Origin of the sequence: Paenibacillus sp. PvP094 (assembly GCF_040546835.1) — a bacterium.
Classification (GTDB): domain Bacteria; phylum Bacillota; class Bacilli; order Paenibacillales; family Paenibacillaceae; genus Paenibacillus; species Paenibacillus illinoisensis.
The window spans coordinates 2,463,775-2,490,281 of record NZ_JBEPOM010000001.1 but is presented as its reverse complement, the minus strand read 5'-3'; the positions used below and the strand labels follow the sequence as shown (position 1 = coordinate 2,490,281).

The 26,507-nt window shown below is 48.5% G+C and carries 27 protein-coding genes and 1 pseudogene; 10 read left to right on the top strand and 18 right to left on the bottom strand.

Features of this window, described 5'->3' with window-relative positions; all coding sequences use genetic code 11:
• Positions 1–91: 91 nt before the first annotated feature.
• The 4 genes from ABIC22_RS11550 to ABIC22_RS11535 all read left to right on the top strand — a co-directional run bounded on the left by ABIC22_RS11550 (position 92) and on the right by ABIC22_RS11535 (position 2,701).
• Entirely contained in the window at positions 92–421 is a 330-nt protein-coding gene (locus ABIC22_RS11550) for a PadR family transcriptional regulator (RefSeq protein ID WP_127537344.1), read from the top strand.
• Positions 414–1,007, top strand: a complete 594-nt coding sequence (locus tag ABIC22_RS11545) for an HAAS signaling domain-containing protein (RefSeq protein ID WP_127537345.1) — start codon at positions 414–416, stop codon at positions 1,005–1,007. Before ABIC22_RS11550 ends, ABIC22_RS11545 begins: the two co-directional genes overlap by 8 nt.
• Positions 1,004–1,903 carry a DUF4097 family beta strand repeat-containing protein gene (locus ABIC22_RS11540; RefSeq protein WP_354480905.1) on the top strand — a complete coding sequence of 300 codons (900 nt, stop codon included), beginning with the start codon at positions 1,004–1,006 and terminating at the stop codon, positions 1,901–1,903. Before ABIC22_RS11545 ends, ABIC22_RS11540 begins: the two co-directional genes overlap by 4 nt.
• Before the next feature lie 78 nt (positions 1,904–1,981).
• Positions 1,982–2,701 carry a 3-ketoacyl-ACP reductase gene (locus ABIC22_RS11535; RefSeq protein ID WP_127537347.1) on the top strand — a complete coding sequence of 240 codons (720 nt, stop codon included), beginning with the start codon at positions 1,982–1,984 and terminating at the stop codon, positions 2,699–2,701.
• Between the two features lie 83 nt (positions 2,702–2,784).
• On the opposite strand, the gene ABIC22_RS11530 is transcribed toward ABIC22_RS11535, so the two are convergent.
• Together ABIC22_RS11530 and ABIC22_RS11525 are read right to left on the bottom strand one after the other, a co-directional pair.
• Complete coding sequence (locus tag ABIC22_RS11530) at positions 2,785–3,333, bottom strand: helix-turn-helix domain-containing protein (protein ID WP_127537348.1); 549 nt, start codon at positions 3,331–3,333, stop codon at positions 2,785–2,787.
• Positions 3,334–3,343: 10 nt separating this feature from the next.
• Positions 3,344–3,736, bottom strand: coding sequence for a glyoxalase superfamily protein (locus tag ABIC22_RS11525; protein WP_354480903.1), 393 nt, complete (start codon positions 3,734–3,736; stop codon positions 3,344–3,346).
• A gap of 211 nt (positions 3,737–3,947) precedes the next feature.
• Between ABIC22_RS11525 and ABIC22_RS11520 the strand changes: the two genes are divergently transcribed.
• From ABIC22_RS11520 to ABIC22_RS11510, 3 genes are all read left to right on the top strand, one after another.
• Positions 3,948–4,622 (top strand): alpha/beta hydrolase, encoded by a 675-nt coding sequence (locus ABIC22_RS11520; protein WP_354480901.1) that lies wholly within the window; start codon positions 3,948–3,950, stop codon positions 4,620–4,622.
• Positions 4,622–5,392, top strand: a complete 771-nt coding sequence (locus tag ABIC22_RS11515) for a DODA-type extradiol aromatic ring-opening family dioxygenase (protein ID WP_354480899.1) — start codon at positions 4,622–4,624, stop codon at positions 5,390–5,392. Before ABIC22_RS11520 ends, ABIC22_RS11515 begins: the two co-directional genes overlap by 1 nt.
• Before the next feature lie 302 nt (positions 5,393–5,694).
• Positions 5,695–6,666: a cation diffusion facilitator family transporter gene (locus tag ABIC22_RS11510; RefSeq protein ID WP_127537633.1), complete on the top strand. Its 972-nt coding sequence runs from the start codon at positions 5,695–5,697 to the stop codon at positions 6,664–6,666.
• Positions 6,667–6,820: 154 nt separating this feature from the next.
• Here ABIC22_RS11510 and ABIC22_RS11505 read toward each other — a convergent pair whose 3' ends face one another.
• Positions 6,821–7,408 carry an NAD(P)H-dependent oxidoreductase gene (locus ABIC22_RS11505; RefSeq protein ID WP_354480897.1) on the bottom strand — a complete coding sequence of 196 codons (588 nt, stop codon included), beginning with the start codon at positions 7,406–7,408 and terminating at the stop codon, positions 6,821–6,823.
• 129 nt (positions 7,409–7,537) lie between these two features.
• Here ABIC22_RS11505 and ABIC22_RS11500 point away from each other — a divergent pair, with 129 nt between their 5' ends.
• Together ABIC22_RS11500 and ABIC22_RS11495 are read left to right on the top strand one after the other, a co-directional pair.
• Entirely contained in the window at positions 7,538–8,557 is a 1,020-nt protein-coding gene (locus ABIC22_RS11500; protein ID WP_354480895.1) for an AraC family transcriptional regulator, read from the top strand.
• 213 nt (positions 8,558–8,770) lie between these two features.
• Positions 8,771–9,271 carry a hypothetical protein gene (locus ABIC22_RS11495; RefSeq protein ID WP_127537354.1) on the top strand — a complete coding sequence of 167 codons (501 nt, stop codon included), beginning with the start codon at positions 8,771–8,773 and terminating at the stop codon, positions 9,269–9,271.
• Between the two features lie 362 nt (positions 9,272–9,633).
• Here the strand turns inward: ABIC22_RS11495 and ABIC22_RS11490 are convergent, their stop codons facing one another.
• Genes ABIC22_RS11490 through ABIC22_RS11475 form a run of 4 tightly spaced genes read right to left on the bottom strand, consistent with a single transcriptional unit; the run spans position 9,634 to position 13,417 of the window.
• A complete protein-coding gene (locus ABIC22_RS11490; RefSeq protein ID WP_354480893.1) occupies positions 9,634–10,707 on the bottom strand; it encodes an ABC transporter substrate-binding protein in 1,074 nt (357 codons plus the stop codon).
• Positions 10,704–11,510, bottom strand: a complete 807-nt coding sequence (locus tag ABIC22_RS11485; protein ID WP_095360086.1) for an ABC transporter permease — start codon at positions 11,508–11,510, stop codon at positions 10,704–10,706. Before ABIC22_RS11485 ends, ABIC22_RS11490 begins: the two co-directional genes overlap by 4 nt.
• On the bottom strand, positions 11,485–12,318 hold the full coding sequence (locus tag ABIC22_RS11480) for an ABC transporter permease (RefSeq protein WP_095360087.1): 834 nt from the start codon (positions 12,316–12,318) through the stop codon (positions 11,485–11,487). Before ABIC22_RS11480 ends, ABIC22_RS11485 begins: the two co-directional genes overlap by 26 nt.
• The gene (locus ABIC22_RS11475) at positions 12,308–13,417 is read right to left on the bottom strand and encodes an ABC transporter ATP-binding protein (protein ID WP_127537357.1); all 1,110 of its coding nucleotides are present in this window, start codon (positions 13,415–13,417) and stop codon (positions 12,308–12,310) included. The genes ABIC22_RS11480 and ABIC22_RS11475 overlap by 11 nt, the downstream gene beginning before the upstream one ends.
• Positions 13,418–13,672: 255 nt before the next feature.
• Here ABIC22_RS11475 and ABIC22_RS11470 point away from each other — a divergent pair, with 255 nt between their 5' ends.
• Positions 13,673–15,013 carry an MFS transporter gene (locus ABIC22_RS11470; protein WP_354480891.1) on the top strand — a complete coding sequence of 447 codons (1,341 nt, stop codon included), beginning with the start codon at positions 13,673–13,675 and terminating at the stop codon, positions 15,011–15,013.
• Between the two features lie 32 nt (positions 15,014–15,045).
• On the opposite strand, the gene ABIC22_RS11465 is transcribed toward ABIC22_RS11470, so the two are convergent.
• From ABIC22_RS11465 to ABIC22_RS11415, 11 genes and pseudogenes are all read right to left on the bottom strand, one after another.
• Positions 15,046–15,231, bottom strand: coding sequence for an NUDIX hydrolase (locus ABIC22_RS11465; RefSeq protein ID WP_354480889.1), 186 nt, complete (start codon positions 15,229–15,231; stop codon positions 15,046–15,048).
• 143 nt (positions 15,232–15,374) lie between these two features.
• A complete protein-coding gene (locus ABIC22_RS11460) occupies positions 15,375–16,583 on the bottom strand; it encodes a nitric oxide synthase oxygenase (RefSeq protein ID WP_127537634.1) in 1,209 nt (402 codons plus the stop codon).
• Positions 16,584–16,710: 127 nt separating this feature from the next.
• A complete protein-coding gene (locus tag ABIC22_RS11455; RefSeq protein ID WP_127537359.1) occupies positions 16,711–17,187 on the bottom strand; it encodes a Dps family protein in 477 nt (158 codons plus the stop codon).
• Between the two features lie 346 nt (positions 17,188–17,533).
• Positions 17,534–18,274: an HAD family hydrolase gene (locus ABIC22_RS11450; protein ID WP_127537360.1), complete on the bottom strand. Its 741-nt coding sequence runs from the start codon at positions 18,272–18,274 to the stop codon at positions 17,534–17,536.
• A gap of 501 nt (positions 18,275–18,775) precedes the next feature.
• A pseudogene (locus tag ABIC22_RS11445) lies at positions 18,776–20,516 on the bottom strand (adenine deaminase).
• 105 nt (positions 20,517–20,621) lie between these two features.
• Positions 20,622–21,680, bottom strand: a complete 1,059-nt coding sequence (locus ABIC22_RS11440) for an ABC transporter ATP-binding protein (RefSeq protein ID WP_153980281.1) — start codon at positions 21,678–21,680, stop codon at positions 20,622–20,624.
• 18 nt (positions 21,681–21,698) lie between these two features.
• Positions 21,699–22,490: an ABC transporter permease gene (locus ABIC22_RS11435; RefSeq protein WP_127537362.1), complete on the bottom strand. Its 792-nt coding sequence runs from the start codon at positions 22,488–22,490 to the stop codon at positions 21,699–21,701.
• A 6-nt stretch (positions 22,491–22,496) separates the two neighbouring features.
• Positions 22,497–23,318 (bottom strand): ABC transporter permease, encoded by an 822-nt coding sequence (locus ABIC22_RS11430; RefSeq protein WP_095290986.1) that lies wholly within the window; start codon positions 23,316–23,318, stop codon positions 22,497–22,499.
• A 279-nt stretch (positions 23,319–23,597) separates the two neighbouring features.
• Entirely contained in the window at positions 23,598–24,536 is a 939-nt protein-coding gene (locus ABIC22_RS11425) for a nucleoside hydrolase (protein ID WP_354480885.1), read from the bottom strand.
• Positions 24,537–24,635: 99 nt separating this feature from the next.
• Positions 24,636–25,706 (bottom strand): ABC transporter substrate-binding protein, encoded by a 1,071-nt coding sequence (locus tag ABIC22_RS11420; protein WP_095360327.1) that lies wholly within the window; start codon positions 25,704–25,706, stop codon positions 24,636–24,638.
• 237 nt (positions 25,707–25,943) lie between these two features.
• On the bottom strand, positions 25,944–26,288 hold the full coding sequence (locus tag ABIC22_RS11415; RefSeq protein ID WP_095290982.1) for a Na-translocating system protein MpsC family protein: 345 nt from the start codon (positions 26,286–26,288) through the stop codon (positions 25,944–25,946).
• Positions 26,289–26,507 lie beyond the last annotated feature (219 nt).

The window sequence follows — 26,507 nt, the reverse complement described above, 5'->3', positions numbered from 1 at the left end:
CTTGCAATATACAGTACTGAATGCTATTATGATTTCACAACTACTGAACAATATACACTAGTGATTGATGAAGGATGAAGGAGGAACCTGTGTGAACGTGAACATCCAGTTCAAAAAGGGAGTGCTGGAGCTATGCGTCCTGGTGCTGATTAACCGCCAGGATCGGTATGGCTACGAACTGGCTCAGGCGGTTTCCAAACATATTGAAGTTGCCGAGGGTGCACTGTACCCATTACTCCGCAGACTTGTTCAAGACGGGTACTGCACCACCTATTTGCAGGAATCAAGCGAGGGACCGCCCCGTAAATATTACAAGCTGTCGGACACAGGTCGTGACTACATGCAGGCACTGACTACGGAATGGAATGAATTTGTGCGCAACGTCGCAAATCTGATTGAGGAAGGAACCCATAATGAATAGACAACAATTTATGCAGGCCATGGAAATCCATCTGCGGCCAATGGAGCCTCAGGAACGCGCGGAGCTGCTCGCAGACTATGATCAGCACTTCGAGCTCGGGCTTCAGGAAGGAAGAACCGAAGAGGAGATTGCCCTCGAGTTAGGCCGTCCGGAAGAGATTGCACGGGAAGCACTCGGTGACCGCTATGACGTGAACTTGCCGGGTTCAGATCCCTTCTACGCCCCGACTTATGGTGAAATGCGGCCGCCAAGAAACAGCAATCGGGCAGCTCGCAATTTTTTTACGGCTGTTGGCCTGATTTTTCTGAATTTGATTCTAGGCATTCCTCTGGGATTAACCCTCTGGTCGCTGTGGCTTGTTATCGCCAGTATGTCCTTGCTGGCCTTGGCCCCTGTCGCTGCCGCTGTAGATTTCCTCTTTCTTAGTCAGTTTGATAAAGCTGAGCTGTTCGTGGCGATCGGGGCATTTGGTGTAGGTATCCTATTCGCTATCGCAGCGAAACGGGTATTCAAGGGCTTCAAAGCAGTCACGCTACAATACATTAGATGGAACAAGAAGACGATGAAAGGAGACGTTTCCGCATGAGTACAAAAAAGTGGTTGGCTGTGGCTGTCATCTGTATCGGAATAGGTTTGCTCGGAACGTCCATATATGGAGTTCAGTTCGGAGATGATCGGGAAGCTTACTCCAAGCGGTGGGATTTCAAAAATGATGAGTTGCAAAATGTAATTATGGATGCCAATTTTAGCGCAGATATCGAATTCGTGGTCAGCCCGGATTCCAATGGTTTTATTGAGGTAGACGGTAAATGGGACCCGGTTGTCATCCAAAGTTTCGAACAGGCCACGTTATCAGGGGGCACGTTCAAGCTAGTTCAGACAGAACGTCAGCAATTACAGTTTCTTACCCTGTATTGGAATGATCGGGATTCCAAAATCACCGTAGCCCTGCCTGAAGGTCACCAATTAAATGAGGTTAAACTTGATTCATCCTCAAGCGACTGGAAGTTGGCCGGTTTACATGCCAAGCTACTTGAGCTCAACAATACCTCGGGATCCATTCGTCTGGAAAATATAGCGGCTCCGCGTATTGATCTGGATCTCACTTCTGGGGACATCAAGGCTTCAACTATTGATGGCGACATGACTGTAACTCAAACCTCCGGAAGCTTCACTGCAGATCAGTTAGAAGGTAATGTGCACAGTGAAATATCATCAGGAGATGTTAAAATCACACAGCTAAACGGAGCCGCCAATGTCCGTTTCACTTCTGGCAGTATTCATATTGAACAGTCCCATACTGCCCCAATGGATGTATCGGGACAATCGGGTGATATCTATATTCAGGCTGCAACAGATTTTGAAGGAGTCTATGACGCACGTGCCACTTCTGGAGATGTAAATGTACCGGAATCTCCGATGAACAGCAAGGAAATCATCAAGGCCCGTACCACTTCAGGCAGCATCAAAATCACCAAATAGTAATGAAGCAAATATCCGAACTGTGGGTAATATAGTATAATCAGACGCCAGTCCAACCTATAAGGAGGAATTACCCACATGGAACTTAAAAATAAAACGGCTGTCATTACCGGCGCCGGTAAAGGTATTGGCCGCGCCATTGCCGAAGCACTTGCCAAGGAAGGTGTGCATCTCGGCTTGATTGCACGTACGGCTTCTGATCTGGAGGCCCTTCAGCAAACGTTAAGCGAGGCATATGGCATTAAAGTCACAAGTGCTGTAGCTGACATTTCTGATCGTACACAGGCCGAAGCAGCGGTAGCAGCACTAGAAATGGAGCTTGGTGCGGTTGACATTCTCATCAATAATGCAGGTATTGCCAGCTTCGGCACCTTGCTCGACATGGAGCCGGAAGAATGGGAGCGCATCCTGCATGTCAACGTTATGGGTACATATTACGTCACGCGTGCCGTGCTGCCGAGCATGATTAAAGAAAGCAGCGGCAGCATCATTAATATTGCTTCCACTGCAGGCGAACGCGGATTTGCTACAGGTTCGGCATACTGTGCATCCAAGTTCGCCCTGCTCGGGATGACAGAATCCCTGATGCAGGAAGTACGCAAATCCAACATTCGTGTAACGGCATTGACACCAAGTACGGTAAATACAGAGCTTGCTACGAATGCAGGTCTGAAAATCGGAGACGAGGATCGCATGATGCAAGCGGAAGATGTAGCCGAGCTTGCTCTGGCAACGCTTAAGCTGTCAGACCGCGTATTTGTTAAAGCGGCAGGAATCTGGACAACCAATCCACAGTAAAACAACCAAGAGGAATGCAAACAGACCGCTCGGAAAGTCCCGGCGGTCTGTTCCATATTGCAATACACAAGCATGCCCCTACCTTACTGGTTCCACAAACGGTCCAGATCCAGTTCTTTGGACACCGCAATTAATACGACTGCTGTCTCATCTCCAATATTCGTTACCTCATGGGGAACGATGGCATTCCAGCTAAACGAATCCCCAACTTCCAATATCTCAACGTCCTCACACTGAGCTGCACGAATCCTGCCCTGTAGGACAAGGTGACTCTCTTCCCCGGCATGCTTGTTAACCCCCGTGGAAACACCAGGCGGCAGTTCCACAATCGACATGCGCATGGCTCCCTTTGCCGTCAGATGCTGTACCTTGATTGACCCGCTTCCGGCAGTCGTTTCCTGACGTTCGTCCTTGCGTACGACGTTCATTCGCTGTTCAGGTGCGAGCAGCAGGTATGGCAGGGGAACCTCCAGATAATCCGCTATACTTTCGAGTGTAGCAATGGAGGGTGATGTTTTGTTATTTTCCACGTTGCTGATGAACCCTTTCGATAATCCCGTTCCCTCACACATTTGCATAATCGTAATCTGTTTCTGTTTTCGAATCGTCCGAATGGCCAAGCCAATATCCATAATGCTTCTCCTACCCTTCTCTTGCCAAATCCTCAGTCTGTCCGCTGGCAGACTCATAATAAATGATCCGGTTGCCAAATGGATCGGTCACGGTCATTTCCCGCATTCCCCAAGGTGTATCCGTGATCCCCGGCCTGGAATGTTTATATTTTTTCTGATTAAGCCGGCTGCACATCACATCCAGATCATCCGTTTCAATTCGCAGCGCAGCTCCCGGAGTACAATCGCCGTGATGCTCGGACAGGTGAAGAACAATGGAATCAAGCGATATCTGCATATATAAGGGCATCCCCTCTTCAAATCGATGCTCCCAATCTACGACAAACTCCAGGTAGTCGACGTAAAACTCTTTGGCCTTATCCTCATCAAATATTCTCAAAATAGGCACGATCCCTTGCAGCATCCTGATCACATCCTCGGGCTTAATATAAACATCACAATCAGCAACGTTATTTCAGTATTTATTTAGATATTCTAATACGTAACATATTTTCATAATACAAAAAAAATATTGACCCTACAATGGATCCATGATAAATTTTGTTCATAAATAAGAATATTTATTTCATATTAGTGAACTACTATAATATAACTTTCTTCAGGCGGTGATTCCAATGAATACATCATTTACTTATGAAGTTCGATTGCCTTCGAATTACAATACAGATCAGCAATATCCCGTTATTTTTGCCCTCCATGGCATGGGTTCGGATGAGCAGGATATGCTTCGTCTAATGGAACCCCTGCAATCCGATTTTATTATCGTAGCTGTTCGGGGACCCCTTGTTCAGGGCAGCGGTTATGCCTATTTTCAAATCAAAAGCATTGGTAATCCTGTTCGTGAGCTGTTTGACGCTTCGGTTCAGGGGTTGCAGCAGCTGATCGGAGATTTGTCCTCTGAATATGCCATTGATCCGGAGCGACGTTATATTGCGGGCTTCAGTCAGGGTGCCATTATGGCGATGACGCTCTCCTTGATCATGGGCGATGCTATCAAAGGAATTGTAGCCATGAGCGGATACATTCCGCAATTTGTAAAAGACGAATATCCTATAGAGCCTGGAACATCGTTAGCCGTATTTATCTCCCATGGAGACCAGGACCACATGTTTCCCCTGCAACTGGGTGAAGACAATGCGAATTATTTCCGTAAACATGCTAGAAGTGTAACTTACGTTCCTTATCATGGCGGACATCACGTCACCGCAGAGCTTTACGATCAATTCCAATTATGGCTTCGCAGCGATGCTGAACTGGCTGCCGTCAATACGAAAGGACTGAATGCATAATGATGCCCTCCTTCTTTATCGCACATGGTGCACCTTCACTTGCACTGGAGGAGAATGTTTATACCGAATTCCTGCAAAAACTCGGACAGGATCTGCCCAAACCGCGAGCCATCGTCTTGTTCTCCGCCCATTGGGAGTCTGCAACTCAACTTGTATCCTCTACGGCTCAATATGAGACAATCTATGACTTTGGCGGTTTCCAGCCGGAACTGTATCAGATCAAATATCCGGCTCAAGGTCACGCTGAGACAACTGCAGATGTTCTTCGTCTGCTTGTGGAGGCTGGCATTCCCGCTGAGGCTGATTCCGTGCGCGGGCTGGATCACGGTGCCTGGGTTGTTCTTCGCTTGCTCTACCCGGATGCGGATATCCCGGTCATTGCACTTTCCGTGAATCGCTACTTGACGAATGAGCAGCAGTATCAGATCGGTAAATCACTTGCTGCACTTCGCGAACAGGATATCCTTGTGATTGGCAGTGGCGGCACAGTCCACAATTTGCGCCAGCTGAACTGGGAAAGTAACGGCGTGGACTCCTGGGCCATGGAGTTTGACCAATGGCTGGAGGACAAGCTTGTCCAGTGGGATACGGAAGCCCTCTTCGCTTATGACAAGGTGGCACCATCCGCTCGTGCTGCAGTCCCTACACCAGAGCATTTTGTCCCCCTGCTGCTGGCTATGGGAGCTGGCGATCAGACCCAGAGGGCATCCTTGCTGTTCAAAGCATATCAATATGGCAATCTAAGCTTGTCCTGCTGGAAGTTTGATTAAATCTGAGCATTAAATATTCATATGGATTGCAAGGAATACATCGATCGGCACTCTTAAGGAGTGCCTTTTTTGCATGGCTTTCTTAGGAATCAAATATGGATGAATTACTCGTATTCAATATTCTGAATTTTGTCCATATAATAATATGGCCTTTTTTGCATAATGCTGGGATATGTAAAGCGGGTTATAATAACATTTAGTGGTAATGCACAAGATGTAACTAAGAAGCTTGAATTTTACACCTATCAAATCTTCTGGGAGGAACAATCAACGTGGCTGATCAAGCAAAGTCAGAGAGCTTTATGTCTCTCGTCAAAAAAGGAAATACGTCCTCGGCCGTAGCTATGGCAGGTAATGCCGTACTTGCCTTGTGCAAAGGAGGAGCCTTTTTATTCAGCGGCAGCGGGGCCATGTTTGCCTCAGCCATGCACTCGCTCGCTGATGCCATCAATCAGGGATTCGTCTTCGTCGGTAGTGTGCTGTCCGAGAAAAAACCGACACGCCGCTTCCCGACCGGATTCGGACGGGTCATCAACATTTTCTGCATGATTGCCGTTATCGTGGTTACGATTATGGCCTACGAAACCATCCATGAAGGAATTCACCTGCTGCAGCATCCTGCTGGTCATTCAGGCGGCCTCTGGATCAACATCGGTGTGCTCGTCTTGAACATTGTGATTGACGGCGCCATCCTGATCAAAGCCATGAAAGAAATTCTTGTGGAAGCACGTGCACCCAAGGCGTCCGGTTTCGCCCTAGTTCCTGCAGCGATCAAAAACGTCGGACGTGCTGCACCACCAACACGACTGGTGTTCTACGAAGACGTGGTAGCTGTACTCGGGGCAACGCTCGCCCTGATCTCTGTCGTTGTCATTGCGTTGACCAACTTCGCATTGCTGGATGGCATTGTGACTACCCTGATCGGCTGTCTGATGATTGCCGTAGCTTTCCGGGTCGGATACGACAATATGATTGGACTCATTGGGGTAGCTGCACCACAGGATATTGAGGACAAAGTGTCCCAGACCATCCTGGCAGACTCCCATGTGGCCGATATCCAGATGATGCGCATTATCCAGGAAGGTCGTTATTACCATGTTGAGGGATTGATTGAGCTGACCAAAGGACTGTCTCTGGCCGATGCCGACGATATCAAGTTCCGTGTTCAGGAGAAATTGATGACCAATCCGGATATTGCCGATGCAGCCATTTCCATTATCGAAGATGATGGGGTAAAAAGCTGGGGCAAGAAACACTCGGATGTCGTAAAATAACCTGCTTTTCAATGTATAACAAAACCGACCAAGCCCACTCCAGGAGGAGTGGGCTTGCTGCGTGTTCAACGAACAATCTTCAACCATTGCCTTTGGATTCAGGACTTCAATTGAACTATTAGAATTAGTGCCTATCACCGGGGTAGGTGCCTTATCATCTCTTTCCCTGTTTACTCCCCATTTCCTCAATTTTCCTCAGCCATTTTAGCCGGAATGCTTCGGTAGATCCCTTGATCGGACTAATCTCCGTAACGCGGACCGGGGATACACCGGAAAATTTTAAAATATTTGAACTCATGATCCGATGGCCGGCTTGCCTGTACATCAAACGATAATACCAGCGGGGTGTATCCATCGTTACAATGAGCTGCGCGGACTTCCCTTTTAACAATTTGTCCCACAGGGGAGAGCCTTTCCGGTATCTCATGGCAAAGCCCGGCAGGAATACACGGTCGAAAAATCCTTTCAGAACAGCCGGCATCGCTCCCCACCACAAAGGATATACAAACACCAGATGATTGGCTTGACGGATTAATTCCTGGGCTTTGACCAGATCCTGCTCAAGTTCCGTCCGTTTACGATAACCGTATTTGAGGTTTGGATTAAACTCCATTTGGCTCAAATCAAGCAAATTCACGTCACTGCCGGATTTCCGGGCGCCTTGGATATAAGCATCGGATAATGCTCTACAATAGCTCTCTGGATCAGGATGGCCATTAATCACCAGAATATTGGATTTCATACTTGGGTTCCTCCTGTATAATAAATGAAAGCCGAAGAAGCTGGCGTATCCCTATCATAAGGTGACTTTACATCGAAACAAATGATCGAGGGCGCCGAAAATGTTGCTCATTCGCGCAAATGGAGGTACATGAACAACCACAATATCGGAGTATCCATTTCTTTGCTGTATCCCATCATGAAAAACCTTGTTCATCAAGGATATGAGGTCGAAGGATTTTTCAAATTCGCCGGTTTTGACCCGGCTGTATTGCAGCATGCTGAAGCCCGAATATCGGTCGAGAAACTGGAACAAATGTTACAAAAGGCTTCTTCATACTCAAATGATCTGTACTTCGGCTTACATCAAGGCTTACTTCTCGACTTCGCGGACCTGGGAATTCTCGGATACGTTATGATGCATTCCCAAACGATCGGTGACGCCCTCGCTGCATATCAGCGGTATAATATCATTCTGTACAGCGGATTTAATCTGGATTGGGAGATAGATGGTCAGGATGTGGTTCTCCGTCTGTTTTTGCAATCGCCGCAGCAGATGTCCCGTCATTGTGTGGAAGACATGTCCGTATCCGTCTTGTATCTTATCCGCAAACTGGCAAATCGCCCGGTGATGGTAAAAGAGGTTCATTTTAGCCATGAGGCTCCGGATAATACGGGAAATCTCAGCCCATACATTGACATGTTCGGCGTAGCTCCCCAATTCGGTGATGACCATAATCTGCTGCGTCTGCCCAAAGACATTCTCAGTCAGCCTGTTCTCTATTCGGATGCCAAGATGCTGCAGCTGTTTGAAACGATGGCCGAGAAAAGCAAGGATCTGCTGCAGCCTTCTCATACGTTCTCTGGCAAGGTCAGCCGCTGGCTAATTGACAGCCTTCCTACCTCCTTTCCCACATTACAACACACCGCAGAACATCTCGGCGTGAGCATTCGCACACTTCAAAGCAGATTGCGTGAAGAAGGTACGACGTACCATGAGATCTCCGTTCAGGTACGGAAGGAGCTTGCCCTGAATTTTTTGCGGGAAGGACAGTATTCTGTCGGTGAAATTGCCTATGCCCTTCATTTTTCCGAGCAAAGTGCATTTCAGAATGCTTTCAAAAAATGGACCGGACAGACGCCCGGGCAATACCGGGCCGGACGGGCCTGAATCTCCATAGGCCTTTTGCTCAGGGAATAACGAGGTAACAGCTAGTTGATGCCAAGATCATGGGGGCCCTACCTAGACTTAAGTCTAGGTTCTTTTTAACGCCAAAGACCGAGGATGGATAATTCCAATTCATGGTATGCTGTGTGTATCGAGAAAAAAGACTACATGTCTGTTCGGAATGACTCTAATGAAACGATGAAAAGGAGAGATATCATGGCTAAACGTACGATCCTGGCGCCTGTGCTCATTTTGCTGGGCGTGTACCTGATCCTAAACCAGGGAGGTTCACTCGGTCCGGGTACGATCTTTGCCAACTTCTGGCCTACCCTGTTCGTAATTCCGCTCGGCCTGTTCTTCCACTGGCTGTACTTCTCCATGATTGGCAGAGGGGTGGGCTTGCTTGTACCGGGCGGTATTTTGCTGACTGCCGGCGTAGTCAGCCAGATCGCCATGCTCTTTGGTAACTGGAGCACCATGTGGCCTGGCTTTATCCTTGCCGTTGCTGTAGGTTTGTTTGAATTGTACTGGTTTGGCGGACGAAACAAGTGGCTGCTCATCCCCATCAACATCCTGACGGTGATCTCGCTGCTCTTCTTCACGGTTATGTCCATCGGTTCGATGCTGAGCAGTATGTCCTTTATTCAGCCGTTCGTGGCCATTGTACTGATTATGGGCGGGGCTTGGTTAATTGTGGGTCGCAAAAGAAACATGTAGGCCAAATATCGTTTACACTAAACCACTCCGAGGACAGACAACTTCCGATCGCTGTTATTCCCGGATTTCCTTGATTCCCCCTTGGACAGGGAAAAATCCGGGAATAGCTTATGCTTCCGAAGTAGCTTTCTTTCAGAAAGCTTTTAGGCGCACGCTTCGCTTCTCCAGTTTGTCTGTCCTCTCCGTTATGTGTAAACCCGTTATGGCAACAACCTGAGCTGTTTGCTTAGAGTGTGGGTAGTCAGAAAAAAATCCCCTGGTCCTTTAAATGGATTCAGGGGATTTTGATTTAAAAGCATATATGCAGGTGTGATACAGCCTAGTATGCAGCTCGTGTGGCATCTGTTATGGCCGATCAGCTGTTATTTGCTGTGCATTTTAAACTCAAGGAACAGGTCGTTATAATGTGAAAGCATTTTTTTACCCAGATTATCGTACACTTCCAGCTTGCTTGTCAGTGAATCATCCGGATAGAACCGCTCATCACTGGAGATATCCTCTGGAAGCAGCTTGAGTGCCTCGGCGTTCGGTGTGGAGTATCCGACATATTCGGCATTACGTGCAGCATGATCCGGGTCCAGCATAAAGTTGATAAACTGGTGTGCTCCTTCAATATTGCTTGCCGTCTTCGGAATGACCATATTATCGAACCAGAGGTTCGATCCCTCCTCAGGCACCACGTAATCGAGCTTGTCGTTCTCATCCATAATCTCCGAAGCGTCTCCGGACCAGACGAGTCCCACCGCCGCTTCCTCATTGGCCAGCAGCATTTTGATCTCATCACCAACGATGGCTCTGACGTTAGGCGTCAGGGTAGACAGTTTCGCCAGCGCCTCCTGCAGATGGTCTTCATTGGTGTCATTCAGGGAATAATGCAGACTGTTCAGTCCCATCCCCATGACTTCACGGGCACCATCCAGCAGCAGGATTTGATTTTTCAGACGTGGGTCCCACAGGTCATCCCAGCTCTCAAACGTCAATCCGTCAACCAGCTCAGGATTGTAGACAATGCCCACCGTTCCCCAGAAGTACGGAATGGAATACTGATTGCCTTCGTCAAAGGACAAGTTTAGGAAATCAGGATCTATATTGTCCAGGTTGGTTAATTTGCTGTGATCAAGTGGAACGAGCAGGTTCTCTTCTTTCATTTTACTAATCGCATATTCAGAAGGAATCGCTACGTCAAAGGTTGTTCCGCCCTGCTCAATCTTGGTGAGCATCGCTTCATTGGAGTCAAACGTCTGGTAGATGACCTTGATGCCTGTCTCCTCTTCAAACTCAGTCAGCAGATCCGGGTCGATATAATCGCCCCAGTTGTAGATGGTCAGCGTATTGCCGCCCGAGTATCCCTGACTCTTGTTGAGATAGGAGGCCAGGATCATCAGGGCAAAGGCTGCCACAAAGACAATCGCAAATGTCCGTACCAGTTGCTTCATGGACGCAGCCCCCTTCCGGCAGGTGTCCGTGCAGCGCGGCGGTTAATGAAGTAATAGCCAATAACCAGCAGCACCGTCAGCAGGAAGAGTAGTGTCGACAGCGCATTAATGGACAGCGATACACCCTGTCTCGCCCGGGAATAGATCTCTACGGATAGCGTCGAGTACCCGTTCCCCGTTACAAAGAATGTTACCGCGAAGTCATCCAGGGAGTACGTCAGCGCCATGAAGAACCCGGCAAAAATCCCCGGTTTAACGTATGGCAGTACTACACGTGTGAGGATCTGCCATGAGCCTGCGCCTAGATCGCGCGCCGCATCCATCAGCGTTGGGCTCATTTCCTGCAGTTTTGGCAGCACCATGATGACAACAATCGGCACGCTGAACGCGATATGGGACAGCAGGACCGATGTGAAGCCCAGCTTGATCCCGATCATGGTGAACAAAATCAGGAAGGATGCACCGATGATGACATCCGGGCTTACAATCAATACGTTATTGAGAGATAGCAGCGTATTCTTGGTCCGTTTACGCCGCACATGATAGATCGCGAGGGCTCCGGCCACGCCAAGGATCGTCGAGATGGCCGATGACAGCAGCGCAATAATAAAGGTATTCAGTACAATGATCAGCAGCCGGGTATCGGCAAATACTTCCCTGTACCATTCCAGTGTGAACCCTTCAAAGTTACGCATGTGACCGCCGCTGTTGAAGGAATAGAAGATCAGGTACGCAATCGGTGCGTACAGAATCGCAAATACGACAGCCAGATAAACGTTAGACAGCTTTCCGTTTCTTCCCATTACGCACCTCCTTCTTCCCTGATCCGGTCAGAAACATAATGATCGCCATCGCAATAATCAAAAAGACAGCAATCGTCGACCCCATCCCCCAGTCCTGGGTGACGAGGAAATGCTGTTCAATGGCTGTTCCCAGCGTAATAACCCGGTTACCCGCAATAAGGCGGGTGATCATGAATAGCGACAACGCAGGAATAAATACAGCCTGACATCCCGATTTGACTCCAGTGAGCGTCAGCGGGAAGATAACCCGGCGAAACGTCAGCCAGGATGAAGCCCCGAGATCCCGCGCCGCGTAGATCAGCGAAGGGTTCATCTCTTCCAGCGCGTTGAAGATCGGGAGAATCATGAACGGGATGAAGATGTACACCGAAACAAAAATAAAGCTGAAATCGGTGAACAGAATCTGCTGGGAACCGATGCCAATCACTTCAAGCAAGGAGTTGGTCAGGCCATATGTTCCGAACAGGCCGATGAAGGCATAGGCTTTTAACAACAGATTAATCCAGCTAGGCAAAATAATAAGCAGCAGCCACAGCTGCTTGTGCTTCGTCCGGGTCAGCAAGTAGGCCGTCGGGTACGAAACCAGCAGGGCAAACACCGTAATCAGCAGGGCATACCAGAATGAACTCAGTGTCATCTGCATATATACGGGCGTGAAAAACCGAGCATAGTTGCCAAACGTGAAATTGCCCTCTACATCAAAGAACGAATAATAGACAACCAGCAGTACCGGAGCGACAACGAACAGCACCATCCATAATACATATGGAATCAGATACGCATTGCGTGTACTCGCCTTACTCTGCATGGACGGCCTCTTGGTAGGCTTCAAGTCGTTTGTCGAATTCCTCTTCGGTCTCGTTGAAGCGCATGACGTGAATGGCTTCCGGATCAAAATACAGCCCGATACGTTCGCCCACGACAGCTTTCTTCGTGGAATGCACCAGCCATTCGTTCCCTGCATCGTCATAACTGGAAATCTCGTAATGCACCCCGCGGAACAACTGGGAGTCAACATTGACCTTCAGCTTGCCCTGATCCTCGGTCGTAATCTCCAGATCCTCCGGACGAATCACGATCTCAACAGGCTCGTTCGGCTGCAATCCCTGGTCGACACATTCATACTGTGCACCAGCGAATTCCACCACGAAGTCCTGCTTCATCTTGCCAGATACGATGTTCGATTCACCGATAAAGTCCGCCACAAAACGGTTAATCGGTTCATCATAGATGTCATTCGGCGTACCGCTCTGCTGAATCACGCCGCCGTTCAGAACGAAAATCTCATCCGACATGGCCAGCGCTTCCTCCTGGTCATGCGTAACGAAAATAAACGTAATGCCCAGACGCTGCTGCAGCTCACGCAGCTCGTACTGCATTTCGGTCCGGAGCTTCAGATCGAGTGCAGACAATGGCTCGTCCAGCAGCAGGATCTCAGGTTCATTGACAATCGCACGTGCAATAGCGACCCGCTGACGTTGTCCACCGGACATTTCGCCAATCTCGCGGTTTTCATACCCGGACAGGTTGACGAATTTGAGGGCTTCCAACACTTTGCTGCGTATTTCAGCCGTTTTCATCTTTTTGATCCGCAAACCGAAAGCCACGTTCTCAAATACATTCAAATGTGGAAATAACGCATAATCCTGAAATACGGTATTAACCTGGCGCTGATGGGCAGGGACACGGTTGATCAATGCTCCGTTAAAATAAATGCTGCCCTGAGTCGGCTCCGCAAAGCCGGCGATCAGCCTTAATATCGTTGTTTTGCCGCAGCCCGATGGGCCAAGCAGCGTATAAAATTTACCCCGCTCAATCTCAAAGCTGACTTCCTTCAATACGGCTTCATCCTGATCGTATTGCTGGGTCACCCGGTCGAACCGGATAATTGGTTGTTGATCTGACATGTTTCATCTCGCCCCCTTAAACTTGAGGTACAACTTCCCTGTACACTTTCTATAAACACATCGTTAATACAAATCCCATCTATTATATATGATTCAGCTATATCCGCAATGGTTTTGATGTAAACGCAGGATGTCTTTTCTTCTTATTTTCACAAATCCTGCATACATTACGTTTATATGTCGATATCTACGCATTCTATAAAGCGATTGGAGGGTTCTTGGGCTTACCTGAGTCCGTAGGAAAGGAGTCTGAACGTGGACATTCGCCGTAATCTGCCTTTGCTGATGATCATTTGTTTTCTTAGTCAGATGGGCGGTTTCATGATCCTCCCCCTGTTTCCTTTATTTATTGAGGAATTCGGCCTGTCCGGCTGGATGATGGGGGTTATTTTTGCACTCTTTTATGTCGGAAAAGTCATTGGAGGGGTTCCGGCTGCGGCACTCTACCGCAAATTGGGAGGTCAACGGGCCTTAATCGTCATGCTGTTCATTCTCGCTGTCTGTATGGGCGGCTTCGCCGTCTCTTCTGCTGCACTTCTGTTTGGTTTGCTGCGGCTGCTGCAGGGACTCGCTTCCACCGGACTCACCGTCATTGTCCGATCCATCATCGGGGATGGGGGCAATGCGGATAACCGCGGTCTGTACAATGGATATATCAGCAGCAGTGAAGGTGGAGGCATGGTGCTTGGGCCGGTGATTAGCGGCTGGCTTGCCCTGCACTGGCCGTTATCGGTTCCATTTCTGCTCGTTACGCTATGCTGCCTGATAGCCATGGGTACTGCTATGGGGATCAAGAGTACGTCAGAAGCTAAACAGATGTTTACAACCGACGAGCGCAAGCAGATGCCAGATCTGGACTCAGAGACAGACCCAGACATTCCGATAAATCATGCCCATGAGAATAAACTCCTCCCTTCGGCTTCTAAGGATACCACCATCAACGATATTGCTGTGCACGAAACGGTTGCTGCTTCTCCAACATCCAGTGCTCCCGATCATACCCATGCAGGCTCTCGGGCAAGGTTAACCCCGCGACAGCAGTTAATCGGTTACGGTACGGTACATTTCCTCGAAATGAGTGCCTATGCGGTATTTCTGACGTATTTCGCTCTCTATGCAGCCCACATGATGCATTGGGACCCATTTGCGACCAGCCTGGCTTTTACCGTGGCTGGCATCTCCACGCTCGCTGCTGCACCCGTAGCCGGTTATCTATCCGACAGGATGGGTGATCGACTGCTGCTCTGCATGCTCGGCATGCTGATGATTGGCATTGAAGTGGTTGTTTTTCTAAGCACCTCTTCTTATACGTGGGTTTACATTGGCATGCTGATTGGCGGGGTTGGCGGTGCCTGTTACATGGATTCCTTTTTTGCTCATATCGGGGACCATATCCCTGATGCAGGCAGAAGCGAGGTCATTGGCAAAATCGTCTCTGCGGCCGAAATCGGCTCCATCGTTTCCCCTCTGATTGCTGCGCTGCTTGTAGAGTACGTTTCGCTCTACGCCGTGTTTGTGTTCAATCTCGTCCTGATCGCTGCTGCTATTGCCGTTCAGGCAGTGATGCGGAGCAGGTACAGAGCGAAACAGGGATAACGTACAAAACCGCTCACATGAGTGGGCGGTCTTTATCCTTTTATTTTCTTCCTATTAAAGAGACGATATTCCATGAATCCACCGGGCACTCCCCAGGTATCATCACTATACCGAACTAACAGAATTTCACCAGCCTTATTCAAAATGAGAATACTCGGTCTCACCAAAATTACAGGAGCATTGCCAATCATACCCCGCAGCGTTTCAATGTAACCCATCGCTTATCCCCTCCTATGTAAATTCATGACTCATTATAGGAGAGTTTTACATACCCATATAGAGAAAAATTTTCCTTTATTCTTTCCTATTTTGTAGACCTTGAGCTGATGAAAAAAGACAAAAAAACAACCCGCTCGCACATCTAGTGTGCAAACGGGCATCTCAGGGATGAATCTCCAGCCTGCGGCCGATGGTAATTGACATCCGTATGCTGCTGTTCAGCATTCTCTGGTTCAGCTCCAGATGGTGCTCCATCTAGTGTATACGCTGATTCCTGACGGAAAAAGTTCGGCTTCACGATTTCATTGCGATAGGAGCTGTGGAAAATGTGCGTCGTTGCCGGAGAAACAGGCGGAATCAGCCAAACCCAGTCTCCAGTCAGCTCACGCCCTGCCTTTGCCTCCCGCTGCTCAAACAAAGCAAATTGCGACGCTGCCGTATGGTGATCCACCATGCTGACGCCTGCTTTCTTGAAGGAATGCAGTACGGCTACATTCAATTCAACGAGTGCGCGATCCTTCCATAGCGTCGTTTCGCTGGAAGTGTTCAGTCCGAGTGCTACCGCCACTGCAGGCAGTTTATTGTAGCGGAAGGTGTCCGCCAGATTACGTGCACCAATCTCAGTCTCCATATACCAGCCGTTAAACGGCGCAGCCGGATAAGAGATGCCTCCAATCTCAAGCCGCATATCCGCAATCATCGGTACACCGTACCAACGCATGCCGAGTTCGGCAATTTCAGCTCGCTCGGGGTGTTCAATGTTCACTTCGATAATGTCCTCATGGGGTACAGCATACCACTCGGGAGCTTGCCCTTGCGCCTGAATAATGAGCGGTAATACATCATAATCTCCCCCTGCCCCTTGCCAGCCAAGTGACATGGCTGCCTTGGTCAGTTCCAGGGATGCAGGATCTCCAATGATACCTTGTTCCGTCTCGTACCCAGCATAACGGATAAGCTGGTGATTCCAGATCCGTACAGGAGCTCCGCTTGGCCCATTCGGCGGAAGAATCGTGATCATCGGGATAATCTTACCGCCATTGGATGCCAGTCGGATGTGATTCATCACGGCCTCCGCAGCAGTTCCGGCTGTGTCTGCATGACGCGCATCCACGATCCGCAGCTTGTCCCAGAACAATCGTCCGATACAGCGGTTGCTGTTCCGCCATGCCATTTTGCAGCCGTGCTCCAGTTCTTCGGTCGTATGCACATACGTGCCCGTATCTTCAATCTCCTGATGAACAGCAATAAGCCGGGCCTCCGCGTCTTCTCGCGAATGGCCCAGCTCTTCATAACATGTATATATAAACCGTTCAGCTTCTCCCTGCAATGGATCCAGGTCTGTCCGCATCATTCATTCCACCAATCTGTACATCTCGAATGCCACTATTATACGGCAAGCACACCGGATTTGTAAGCGAACGGGGACTTTGTTCACGGACTCTACATATCGTTGTCAGGATGCGGGTTATCTTAGCTTATTTGCCCAGAAATGCGTTTAACATCCAGATTTCTTTGTCCAATGCCGCTGTGAATCCAATCAGCATATCTTCCGTAGCGTTATCCTCTGCTTCTCCAGCTGCATGGATGCCTTGCTCAATCACTTCTACCATGGTGCGAAGATCAGCAACCACCGACTCTACCATACGCTCAGCAGACAACTTGCCCTGTGCCTCATCAACTGGAGACAAACGAAGCTGTTCGGACATCGTAGCTACCGGACGTCCACCAATAGCAAGCAAGCGTTCAGCGACTTCATCCATGTTCGCAGTAGCCAGGTTATACAATTCTTCGAATTTGGCGTGCAGTGTGAAGAAATGGGGTCCTTGAACATACCAGTGGAAATGATGCAGTTTCGTATACAATACAGACCAGCCTGCAATCTGGCGGTTCAGGACGTCTTGTAATGCTGCGGTGTGGTTTGTAAAAGTGTTAGTTGTTTGAATTGTGCTCATGGATAGGTTCCCCTCTCAAATACAATATAATGTGATTTTAATTCAATGAATGACTTCTGATATTTGTTGCTCTCTTTAATTTAGACTTAATCTAAATCTTGTTTTAATTATAACACCGCCTACCTACTTTGTGAAGGCTTTTGCCTGCTCTTCCAAATGAAGATTCCATGAAGTTCCACTTCATCTTCTAATAGAAGCGAGATCTTGCTGCTTGTCAGATTACACACCACATTTATACCTCGGATTCACTTGATGTGCAGCGATTATCCTCACATTTTCCACAATCCAAATAGCCCTGTTACCTACCTTAGTATGGCAAACAGGGCTGCTAAAACACTATGACTCTTTATTGTAGAACAAACTCGGATGTAAGAATGCGAGTTATTTCATTATAATCACGTGCCACATGATGGGGCTGATGGTTTGATTCTGGCAGAGCATTCCGATGGTTGAACCAGATGACATTCCATCCGGCGTTTACCGCACCTACTACATCATTACGCCATGAGTCCCCGACATAATAACTGGAGCGAGTATCCGTGCCTGTCTGTTTATTCACATGTTCAAACAATTGCCGATCCGGCTTGGCATACCCGAGGGTTCCTGAGATGAAGATTCGCTCCTCCGGGACGATGTCAAACACATTCAGTGCTTCGAGCTTGCGTCTCTGATGTCTTCCCTCACCATTTGTGATGAGTCCTACAAAGTGTCCGTCTGCCATAAGGCTCCTCATCAGATCATAAGCACCATCAAATGGCTGAATCTGAAACTGTCTGCTCAGATACTGCGCTTGCAGTGCTTCAGCCTGCCCTTCAATCAAGGGTACCCCAAACTCCTTCATCGTAAGTTCAAATCTGCGTCTGCGCATCCGTTCTACGGCTTCTGCTTCCGGAACGGCAGAGAGACCCTCCTGATCGGACAACCAGTCGCTGTAGTAGCGGAATCGGTGATAAACCTCGGCATAAGGAACATCATTGGCTAGACCAAGAACCTCCTGCAATGCTCCTCTAAGGGGCTGCAAGTGGTCATACAATGTATCATCCACATCAAAAAATATGGCTTTTTGAGGTTGGTCTTTGGATAACATAATGGACCTCCTTCTCTATCTTCAATGAAGTGAGTTATATTTCACTTATAAAATTAATAAGCGATTTGAATATTATGGGAACCAACTTTAATAAATGATACAATAACTTTTTAACGAATTTGCAAGGAGGCAGCCAAACTGCATGACATTCTCCACATACCCGAAAGAAAAGAAACAACAAAATATCTATAGCTTAGTCTTAAATCTCATTCTTTTCGTGGTTGCTGCATTTGTACTAGTTTACGCCTATTATACTTACGATGCCAAACCCTCTTCCAGCTATCTGTTAATCGTAATCCCGATGACAGGGTGTGCAATAAGGTCAGTGTACCACGCAGTCATGCTCATAAAAATGAAGAAGCAGTAAAAATGAACATTGAACGTGAAAAGAAAGATTGATGTTTATCTCGCCTTAAACCAACTGCAAAAAAGGTAGATATACTGCACTCTTTCTACAGTATACCTACCTATTCATGTTCTTCAATTGAAAGAACTATCCATTCACTCTACAACCAACGGTACAACCTTGCCTGCATTTACATCAATCAAACCGTGATCCGTAATTTTCAGCGCAGGACTCACTGCAAGGGAATGGGTGCTGATCGACATGATCGGGTTATAGTGAACATAACCAAGGGAGAGCATGGCTGCCCGCAATTCCTTCACTTGATGAGACACAACCGCGAGCGGTTCTTCTGTCAAAATGCCGCCTACAGGCAGTTCAAGATGAGACAGCACTTTGCCATCCTCTACCACACAGAATCCACCCTGGCTCGAAATGACCGTGTTAGCCGCCAGAATCATATCTTCACGATTGCGACCCACGACCAGAAGGTTGTGGTTATCATGTGAATATGTCGTCGCGATAGCTCCCCGTTTAATCGTATCTCCACCGATCAAACCATGTGCCCGATTGCCGTTCACCCCATATCGTTCAAAGGTAGCAATCTGTCCGTATCCACTATCTTCCCACTGAAGTTCGCCACTCGCTGCCTGAACCTCTGCGATATGTTCTTCCACGAAGGTCGAGCCGTCCTTCACCATCATTACACGGCAGTTGAATGAATCTTGTTCCGCCTGATTAGCAGCATCCCTGACTTTGGGATCGCTCAATGAAATCGTGAAATCCTCTGCTGTCAGCTTGTCCAATTGTACACTGTTATAGAAATGGGGCGGGAACTGCCCCGTCATCCGTTCCTGCTTATACGGTTCGTAGTCGTCATAAGCTTTCCGGCCATTTTTGTACACTTGATCAATCGCCAATGTTTCCAGATTGGATACCAGAACGTAATCCGCCACCTTGCCTGGGGCGATGCTGCCCCGATCCGTCATTTTCATTCGGGATGCCGGAGTAGACGTTGCTGCGTAAATGGCATCTTCCGGACGCATGCCCATCTGAATGGCCTTACGCACAATATGATCCAGATGACCTCGTTCCACGAGGGAGTCCGGCATAACGTCATCCGTCACGAAGCAGAAATGCTGAGCTACATCATGCTGAATCAGGTAAATCCATAACCTCAGGGGTCATCGATTTCTCCTGGATCTCAATGAACATGCCTGCCGATATCCGCGCCTGCAGTCCTTCAATGCTCTGATGGGTATGATCCGAGTCCACACCTGCATAGATCAATCGGTGCAGATCCAGCCCTAGCAACTTCGGTGTATGACCTTCGATCACGAGATCCGGGTAATTTTGGCGAATATGCTGGAGAATCTGGTTGGTCTTGCATTCCGGGTCACGGATGACATCCACATAGTTCATGATTTCACCCAGACAGATGATCTCTCCGGTTGCGAGAAGTACATCCATATCTTCAATCTCAATAGATCCGCCCGTTGTTTCCATTGGCGTTGCCGGAACGGAGCTCGGGATGGCATAGAACATGTTGACCATGGTCTCACGACTCGCAGCCATCATCTCCTGCACACCTTCCAGTCCGAACACATTGGCCATCTCATGCGGTTCCGCTACAATGGACGTTACCCCGCAGCGGATCAGGCCATGGGAAAAGGTAGCCGGCGTCACCATGGTACTCTCAATGTGCAGGTGAATATCGATCAGGCCAGGAATCATGTATCTTCCCCGCGCATCGATCACTTCGTCTGCCTGAATCAGCTCAGGACCGCCGGATCCGACATACATGAATCTGCCGTCAAGTACAGCGACGTTATTCAATTCAAACCGTTTATAATAACTGTTATACACATTTACATTCACAATCAGTTGATCTGCACGCATGGGGCATAATCTCCTTCTTTTGAGCATGCTGCATATCCAATCATGCAGCATGCTGCCTTTGCTGCTTCTGTTTCTGCTTCCTGCTGCTATTCACAATTATTGCTGCTATTCTACGAGGACAAGCTTGTCCTGCGGGAAAATCAGGCTGACACGCTGCCCGCTGAGGTACGGTGTCTCCATCTCCTGGTTTGCCGTAAAATCACCGAGTTCGGTCTCAATCACATATTGATAGCTGCGTCCAAGATACGTACTCACCTTCACGATACCTGGCAACGCGTTGGCCAGATCCGCTGACGTATCCCCACTGACAATCAGATCGTCCGGACGAATTGCGCCTTTGCGAGCGCCGGGACGTGCCGTTCCAGGATGGGCTGTCGCTGTAAACAGACGACCTCCTGCTTTCAACGAGATCTGATCTCCAGCATCACTGCGTTCAGCAAATTCAATAAAGTTATGGAATCCAATAAATTGGGCTACAAATTCCGTTGCCGGATATTTGAAAATGGTCTCCGGGCGATCAAGCTGCTCGACAACGCCCTTGTTCATGATGGCTACCTGATCCGAGATCGAGAAGCATTCTTCCTGGTCATGGGATACATACAGCGTTGTAATACCAAGCTCCTGTTGAATCCGGCGAATCTCCACCCGCATGTTCAATCGCAGGTTGGCATCCAGGTTACTGAGCGGTTCATCAAACAGCAGCAGATCCGGTTCGATTACGAGTGCACGTGCAATCGCCACCCGCTGCCGCTGTCCACCGGACAGTTCCTGCGGAAAACGCTTCTCGAAGCCGTTCAGGTTCACCACTTCCAGAATGCGCATAACGCGTGCAGAGATATCTTTATCTTTTACCTTGCGCATCCGCAGGCCGAAGGCCACGTTGTCATAGACAGACAGATGCGGGAACAGCGCATAACTCTGAAATACAAATCCGAAGTTCCGCTTGTTTACCGGAACCTTCGTATAGTCCTTGCCGCCGAACATAAACTTGCCCTGCGATGCTTCCAGGAATCCGGCGATGAGGCGCAGCGTAGTTGTTTTGCCGCAACCGCTCGGTCCGAGCAGGGAGAGCAGCTTACCTTTTTCCAGCTCCAATTGAAAATCCTTCAGGATCGTCTGGTTATCGTAAGCCACCGATACGCGATCCAATGTCAGCAATGCCATAGCGTTCTGCGCCTCCAATTAACGTTTAGTAAAGTATGAAAATCCGCCCATGATCCGTTCGATCACGAACATTAAAAGTCCGGTCAGTACCATCAGCAGCACGGAAATGGCTGCAATTGTTGGGTCAAAATAGTTCTCCACATACGTCAGCATCTGAATCGGCAGTGTACTTACCCCCGGCCCCGTCATGAACACGGAGATATCCACGTTGTTGAACGACTCCAGGAAGGCAATCAGCACGGCCGCCAGAATCCCCGAACGAATGTTGGGCAGCACGATCTGGAAGAACGTTCTTACCCGCCCTGCGCCGAGACTCAGTGCAGCTTCTTCCACGGCAAAGTCAAAGCTCGAAAGACTGGAAGCAATGACGCGAATGATAAATGGAAGCATGATAATCGTATGACCGATCAGCAGACCCAAATACATCGGCAGATGGTAGATCACGATCAGATATTTCATCAATGTAAAACCAAGCACGATTCCCGGAATGAGTACCGGGGACAGGAACAGAGCGTTCAGCAATGACTTGCCTTTGAAATCGTAACGACTGAGTGCATAGGCAGCCGGTACTCCGAGAAGCAGCGCCAGCAGGTTCCCCAGCAGAGAAATGATGATGGACGTCTGGAACGTGCGGAGGAAACCGCCTGTGTTGAAAATATTTTCGTACCAACGGAAGGAGAAGCCTTCCGGCGGAAATTTGAGTACCGTTCCCGGTTCAAACGAAGTGACCGATATGATCAGAAGCGGGCCCAGCAGAAAGATAAAGACCAGCAGACTGAACAGGCCCAGCCCGATATGTTTCTCCCGCATATGTGTCTACCCCTTCGGATTTAAAGTTTTGGCCATTTTGTTCATGACACCTACCACGACAAACGTGATGACAATCATAATTGCGGCAACGACCGAGGCCAGATACCAGTCGTTAAGGGTCATGGCGTTTTGATACAGGAACGTGGCGATAACACGCTGCTTGCCTCCAAGAAGCGCCGGTGTCGTATACGCCGTAAGGCTTCCGACGAATACAAGCACGGCTCCGATCACAAGTCCTGGCACAGCCAGCGGGAATACGACACGGCGGAATGCCGTGATACGGGAAGCTCCCAGACTTTGTGCCGCTTTGAGCAGGTCATTGTCGATGTTCTCAAGCACACCGACCAGAGAGATGATCATGAGTGGCAGGAACAGGTGAGTCAGACCAATCATCATGGCTGCCGGCGTGTACAGGATATCCAGCGGTTTATCCACGATGCCCAGGCCAACCAGTGCATTATTGATCAGACCTTTGCGTCCAAGAATGATCATCCAGCTAAACGAGCGTACAACCGGGCTTGTCAGCAATGGGAAAATGGCCAGTGCCAGCAGGATACCTTTGCGGCGCGGCGCTTTTTGCGAAATATAATAAGCTGTCGGGAATCCGAGCACCACACAGACAAGGGTGGTGACCACGCTGACCTGCAGCGTCGTAAGCAATATTTTCAAAAAGTAAGGGTCTCTGAAAAAATGCATGTATCCTTCAAATGTGAAGGAGTTTTCCTGGAAAAACGTTGATCCGATCGTCAGGACAATCGGAATGATCATAAATGCCGCCAAAAACACGAACCCCGGCAGCAATAGCCAGTAGATTACTGATTTCTTCATCGCGGTACTCCTGACTTATAAAATGGTTTTATTCCTACGTCCCATTTAGGCACATTTCAAAAATAGTGCTTTACGTTGATCGCACCAACCGTTCCGGTCCGAATCGTTCTTTCGATCGCTGTTATCCTTGGGTTTTTTTGATCTCCTTCTTATGAAGGAAAAATCCAAGGATAAAGGCGAACGCTTCGCTTCTACAGAATCGATTCCGTCCCCTCCACTAGCAGCGAAATACGTAGGGACTGATTTTTAGACTGAACCCAAATTTCGTAAAGATCATAGCTACGCATTTAATGCGTTAATAAAAAGTTCAAGGAACGCTTCCGCGTCCACCGTTTCGCAGACAAGCGTGTTCGGCTGCTGGCCCAAACGGTTTTGAAAGTCACATACCATCTGGCCATCGCACAGGCGGCTGGCTGTTTCGACATCCACGTAATACGATTTGCGTCCTACCAGTTCAGGTGCAAGGGCAACGCCCACTGCCAGCGGATCATGCAGAGCGCAAGCCCGGATACCATTCATTTGTTCGTAACGGTTGATGTAAATCTCTGTGCTCTGAGCCACGTATGCACGCAGCGCAGGATCTGTGAGACGTTCAATTGTAGCTTCATTCAGCAGCGTTTGACGCGTAACATCCAGGCCAACCTGCGTAAGCTTCTCAATGCCTGCATGCAGAACAATGCGTGCAGCTTCCGGATCAGCGTACGTATTGTACTCTGCCGTCGGTGTAATATTGCCATGTCCGCGAACAACGCCACCCATGAAGATCACTTCCTTCAATAAAGAAGGCAGTTCTGGACACTTCAGCAAGGCAAGTGCCAGGTTGGTTAATGGCGCAGTCATAATCAGCGTGAGTTCACCGGGATACAGCTTGGCTTGCTCTATAATATAGTCCGGCGCAAAACCCTCTTCCGCTTGCTTGGACACGGCCGGATCAGGCAGTGCTCCGCCCAATCCATCCTGTCCATGTACCCGATGTTCATAATGTGATTGTCGGGTGAGCGGACTAGCCGCTCCAGCCATCACCGGAATATCAGGCGCATCCGCCAGTTCAAGAATCTTGCATGTATTATCCGTTGCCTGCTGGAGCGATACGTTCCCGCAGACTGTGGTAATGCCGAGAATGTCCAGCTTCCGGCTCTTGACGGCCAGCAAAATGGCCAGCGCATCATCAATACCCGTATCTACATCCAGAATGATACGTTGTAACGCCTCACTCATACGTTCTCCACTCCTTACCATTCATCATGCTTGCTGCAAAGGTTATTCATTCTGATAAGTCGCTATCTGTCGTTCTTATCTAGCTCTATCCAATGTTTCTTATTGTGCAATTTCACGGTTCCAACGATCCGTCCAAGCTTTCGCTTGTTGGTTCACGAATTCCATATCCAGCTTGTTCAGCTTCTCAACCACGTCAGCGCCATACGTCACGCCTTCTGCTTCTTCTGCAGTCAATTCAACTTTGGTGTTTACTGGTGAATCCACTTTTGCTTTGGCAGACTTCGCTTGTACATCCTGGCTCAGCTGCCAGTTAATGAACTCTTCGGCGAGTTCTTTGTTTTTGCTGCCTTTCACCACGTTGATTGTATTCATGACTGCATATGCGCCTTCGCTAGGTGCAACAAACTTCGCATTGGGCACAGCTGCTTTCAGGTCCTTGAAATACATTTCCATGATCGGTCCGCCTGCAATCTCTTCTTGCGAGAACATGTTCACGAACTCGGACGTTTGGCTGTAGAATTTAACAACATTGCCGCTCAATTCTTTCAGTTTCGTAAATGCCGCATCTTCATTAAATGTATCGTTTCCTGCTACGCGGGAAGCTGCATCCACGACCATTGGGCCTGCTGTTGCTGTAATATTCGGGATCGTCAGGTTATTCTCAAATGCCGGATCCCACAGATCACTCCATGAAGTCACTTCTTTGGAGACAAGGTCAGGATTGTAGGCAATCCCGAGCTGTCCAACGGTGTAAGCCGGGCCATAGTCTTCGCCAAGTGGTGCTTTGGCAATATCGTAAATATCATTAACATTCGGAATTTTGGAACGATCGATTTTCTCAAACAGACCTTCATCGATACCTTGTTGTGCATAGTAGTCGGAGAGGTAAATGACATCGACATTCGATGTACCTTGACGGATTTTGTTCAGACGCTCAGCGTTGTTGCCGACTTCAAGCACGATGTCCACATTATGTTCTTTTTCGAATGGACCAAATACTTCTTCATTGAAGAAATCTTCGGAGAAGCCCCACGTGGAGATCACCAGTTTGTTCGCTGCTGTTCCCTCGCTGCCTGATCCACCTGTCGCATCATCTGTGCTGCTGCCGCAACCTGCAAGTAATACCGATGTCATTGCCACTGCTGCCAAACCGCTAACCCACTTTTTCATCATGATCCTGAATTCCTCCTGAAATGTGTGATGTGTATAAAAAAAACAAAAAGAAAAGCATTCTTGTAAGAACAAGAACACTTTTCTTCGTAAACAAAGGAAAGCGACACCCGCTGCCGGTACATCATTGGTTTCTGCTTCAGAATCAATCCGAAGACTAGACGCCATCATATGAAATTGTTGGGGACGATATAATCGAAACGCGCGCATGACCCGAATCGAACCAGTCGATCCACGTTATGCCTGTTCCAGAATGATATTCGTAATGGCCCACTGTGTGGACGCATCGTAATCCCTTAGTACAGCTTCAATTGGCAAACCCATGTGCTGCTCGAGCTTCTCCCGGAATTTCTTCTTATATAAGACAGACATGCGGAAGTCCACTTCCAGCTTCAAGCCGGGGGCCTCCCCTTCCAGGGCGTCAGAGCGTGGCGAACGTCGGTGCTTGGCAAAGAAGGTCACAATATTCTGATCCACGGTCACTCTCAGGAGAGTGGTACCGAAGCCGAATAGCTCCTTCGAAATTTCGTTGTAATACTGGCACATCTTTTTCTTGCTTTCATTACTGTCCAGCAGTTCCATGAATTCACCTTCATCATTTACTACCGTACATTCGACGTGTTAACACGTTTGATTATACATAAATATGAGGTAGGAGGCAACCCAAAAGATATACTTAACATGCAAATAACACATAAAAGCGAACGATGACCAAAAAAACACCGAAATTCATATGCCAATTCCACTGTAAACGAAAACTCTCTACCTGATGACTTCCTATAATATTGTTGCTTGGAAAAT

Excerpts from the sequence above, each read along its gene's own strand:
- ABIC22_RS11465 (WP_354480889.1), bottom strand. The coding sequence starts at position 15,231 with ATGGGTTACATTGAAACGCTGCGGGGTATGATTGGCAATGCTCCTGTA.
- ABIC22_RS11490 (WP_354480893.1), bottom strand. The coding sequence starts at position 10,707 with ATGAAGCAACTGGTACGGACATTTGCGATTGTCTTTGTGGCAGCCTTT.
- ABIC22_RS11505 (WP_354480897.1), bottom strand. The coding sequence starts at position 7,408 with ATGAAATCCAATATTCTGGTGATTAATGGCCATCCTGATCCAGAGAGC.
- ABIC22_RS11515 (WP_354480899.1), top strand. The coding sequence starts at position 4,622 with ATGATGCCCTCCTTCTTTATCGCACATGGTGCACCTTCACTTGCACTG.
- ABIC22_RS11440 (WP_153980281.1), bottom strand. The coding sequence starts at position 21,680 with ATGGCATTGCTGACATTGGATCGCGTATCGGTGGCTTACGATAACCAG.
- ABIC22_RS11480 (WP_095360087.1), bottom strand. The coding sequence starts at position 12,318 with ATGCAGAGTAAGGCGAGTACACGCAATGCGTATCTGATTCCATATGTA.
- ABIC22_RS11510 (WP_127537633.1), top strand. The coding sequence starts at position 5,695 with ATGTCTCTCGTCAAAAAAGGAAATACGTCCTCGGCCGTAGCTATGGCA.
- ABIC22_RS11415 (WP_095290982.1), bottom strand. The coding sequence starts at position 26,288 with ATGGAACTGCTGGACAGTAATGAAAGCAAGAAAAAGATGTGCCAGTAT.
- ABIC22_RS11455 (WP_127537359.1), bottom strand. The coding sequence starts at position 17,187 with ATGAGCACAATTCAAACAACTAACACTTTTACAAACCACACCGCAGCA.
- ABIC22_RS11420 (WP_095360327.1), bottom strand. The coding sequence starts at position 25,706 with ATGAAAAAGTGGGTTAGCGGTTTGGCAGCAGTGGCAATGACATCGGTA.
- ABIC22_RS11495 (WP_127537354.1), top strand. The coding sequence starts at position 8,771 with ATGGCTAAACGTACGATCCTGGCGCCTGTGCTCATTTTGCTGGGCGTG.
- ABIC22_RS11475 (WP_127537357.1), bottom strand. The coding sequence starts at position 13,417 with ATGTCAGATCAACAACCAATTATCCGGTTCGACCGGGTGACCCAGCAA.
- ABIC22_RS11450 (WP_127537360.1), bottom strand. The coding sequence starts at position 18,274 with ATGTTATCCAAAGACCAACCTCAAAAAGCCATATTTTTTGATGTGGAT.
- ABIC22_RS11435 (WP_127537362.1), bottom strand. The coding sequence starts at position 22,490 with ATGCGGGAGAAACATATCGGGCTGGGCCTGTTCAGTCTGCTGGTCTTT.
- ABIC22_RS11530 (WP_127537348.1), bottom strand. The coding sequence starts at position 3,333 with ATGGATATTGGCTTGGCCATTCGGACGATTCGAAAACAGAAACAGATT.
- ABIC22_RS11525 (WP_354480903.1), bottom strand. The coding sequence starts at position 3,736 with ATGCTGCAAGGGATCGTGCCTATTTTGAGAATATTTGATGAGGATAAG.
- ABIC22_RS11535 (WP_127537347.1), top strand. The coding sequence starts at position 1,982 with ATGGAACTTAAAAATAAAACGGCTGTCATTACCGGCGCCGGTAAAGGT.
- ABIC22_RS11485 (WP_095360086.1), bottom strand. The coding sequence starts at position 11,510 with ATGGGAAGAAACGGAAAGCTGTCTAACGTTTATCTGGCTGTCGTATTT.
- ABIC22_RS11430 (WP_095290986.1), bottom strand. The coding sequence starts at position 23,318 with ATGAAGAAATCAGTAATCTACTGGCTATTGCTGCCGGGGTTCGTGTTT.
- ABIC22_RS11460 (WP_127537634.1), bottom strand. The coding sequence starts at position 16,583 with ATGCGGACAGACCTGGATCCATTGCAGGGAGAAGCTGAACGGTTTATA.
- ABIC22_RS11500 (WP_354480895.1), top strand. The coding sequence starts at position 7,538 with ATGAACAACCACAATATCGGAGTATCCATTTCTTTGCTGTATCCCATC.
- ABIC22_RS11520 (WP_354480901.1), top strand. The coding sequence starts at position 3,948 with ATGAATACATCATTTACTTATGAAGTTCGATTGCCTTCGAATTACAAT.
- ABIC22_RS11540 (WP_354480905.1), top strand. The coding sequence starts at position 1,004 with ATGAGTACAAAAAAGTGGTTGGCTGTGGCTGTCATCTGTATCGGAATA.
- ABIC22_RS11545 (WP_127537345.1), top strand. The coding sequence starts at position 414 with ATGAATAGACAACAATTTATGCAGGCCATGGAAATCCATCTGCGGCCA.
- ABIC22_RS11425 (WP_354480885.1), bottom strand. The coding sequence starts at position 24,536 with ATGAGTGAGGCGTTACAACGTATCATTCTGGATGTAGATACGGGTATT.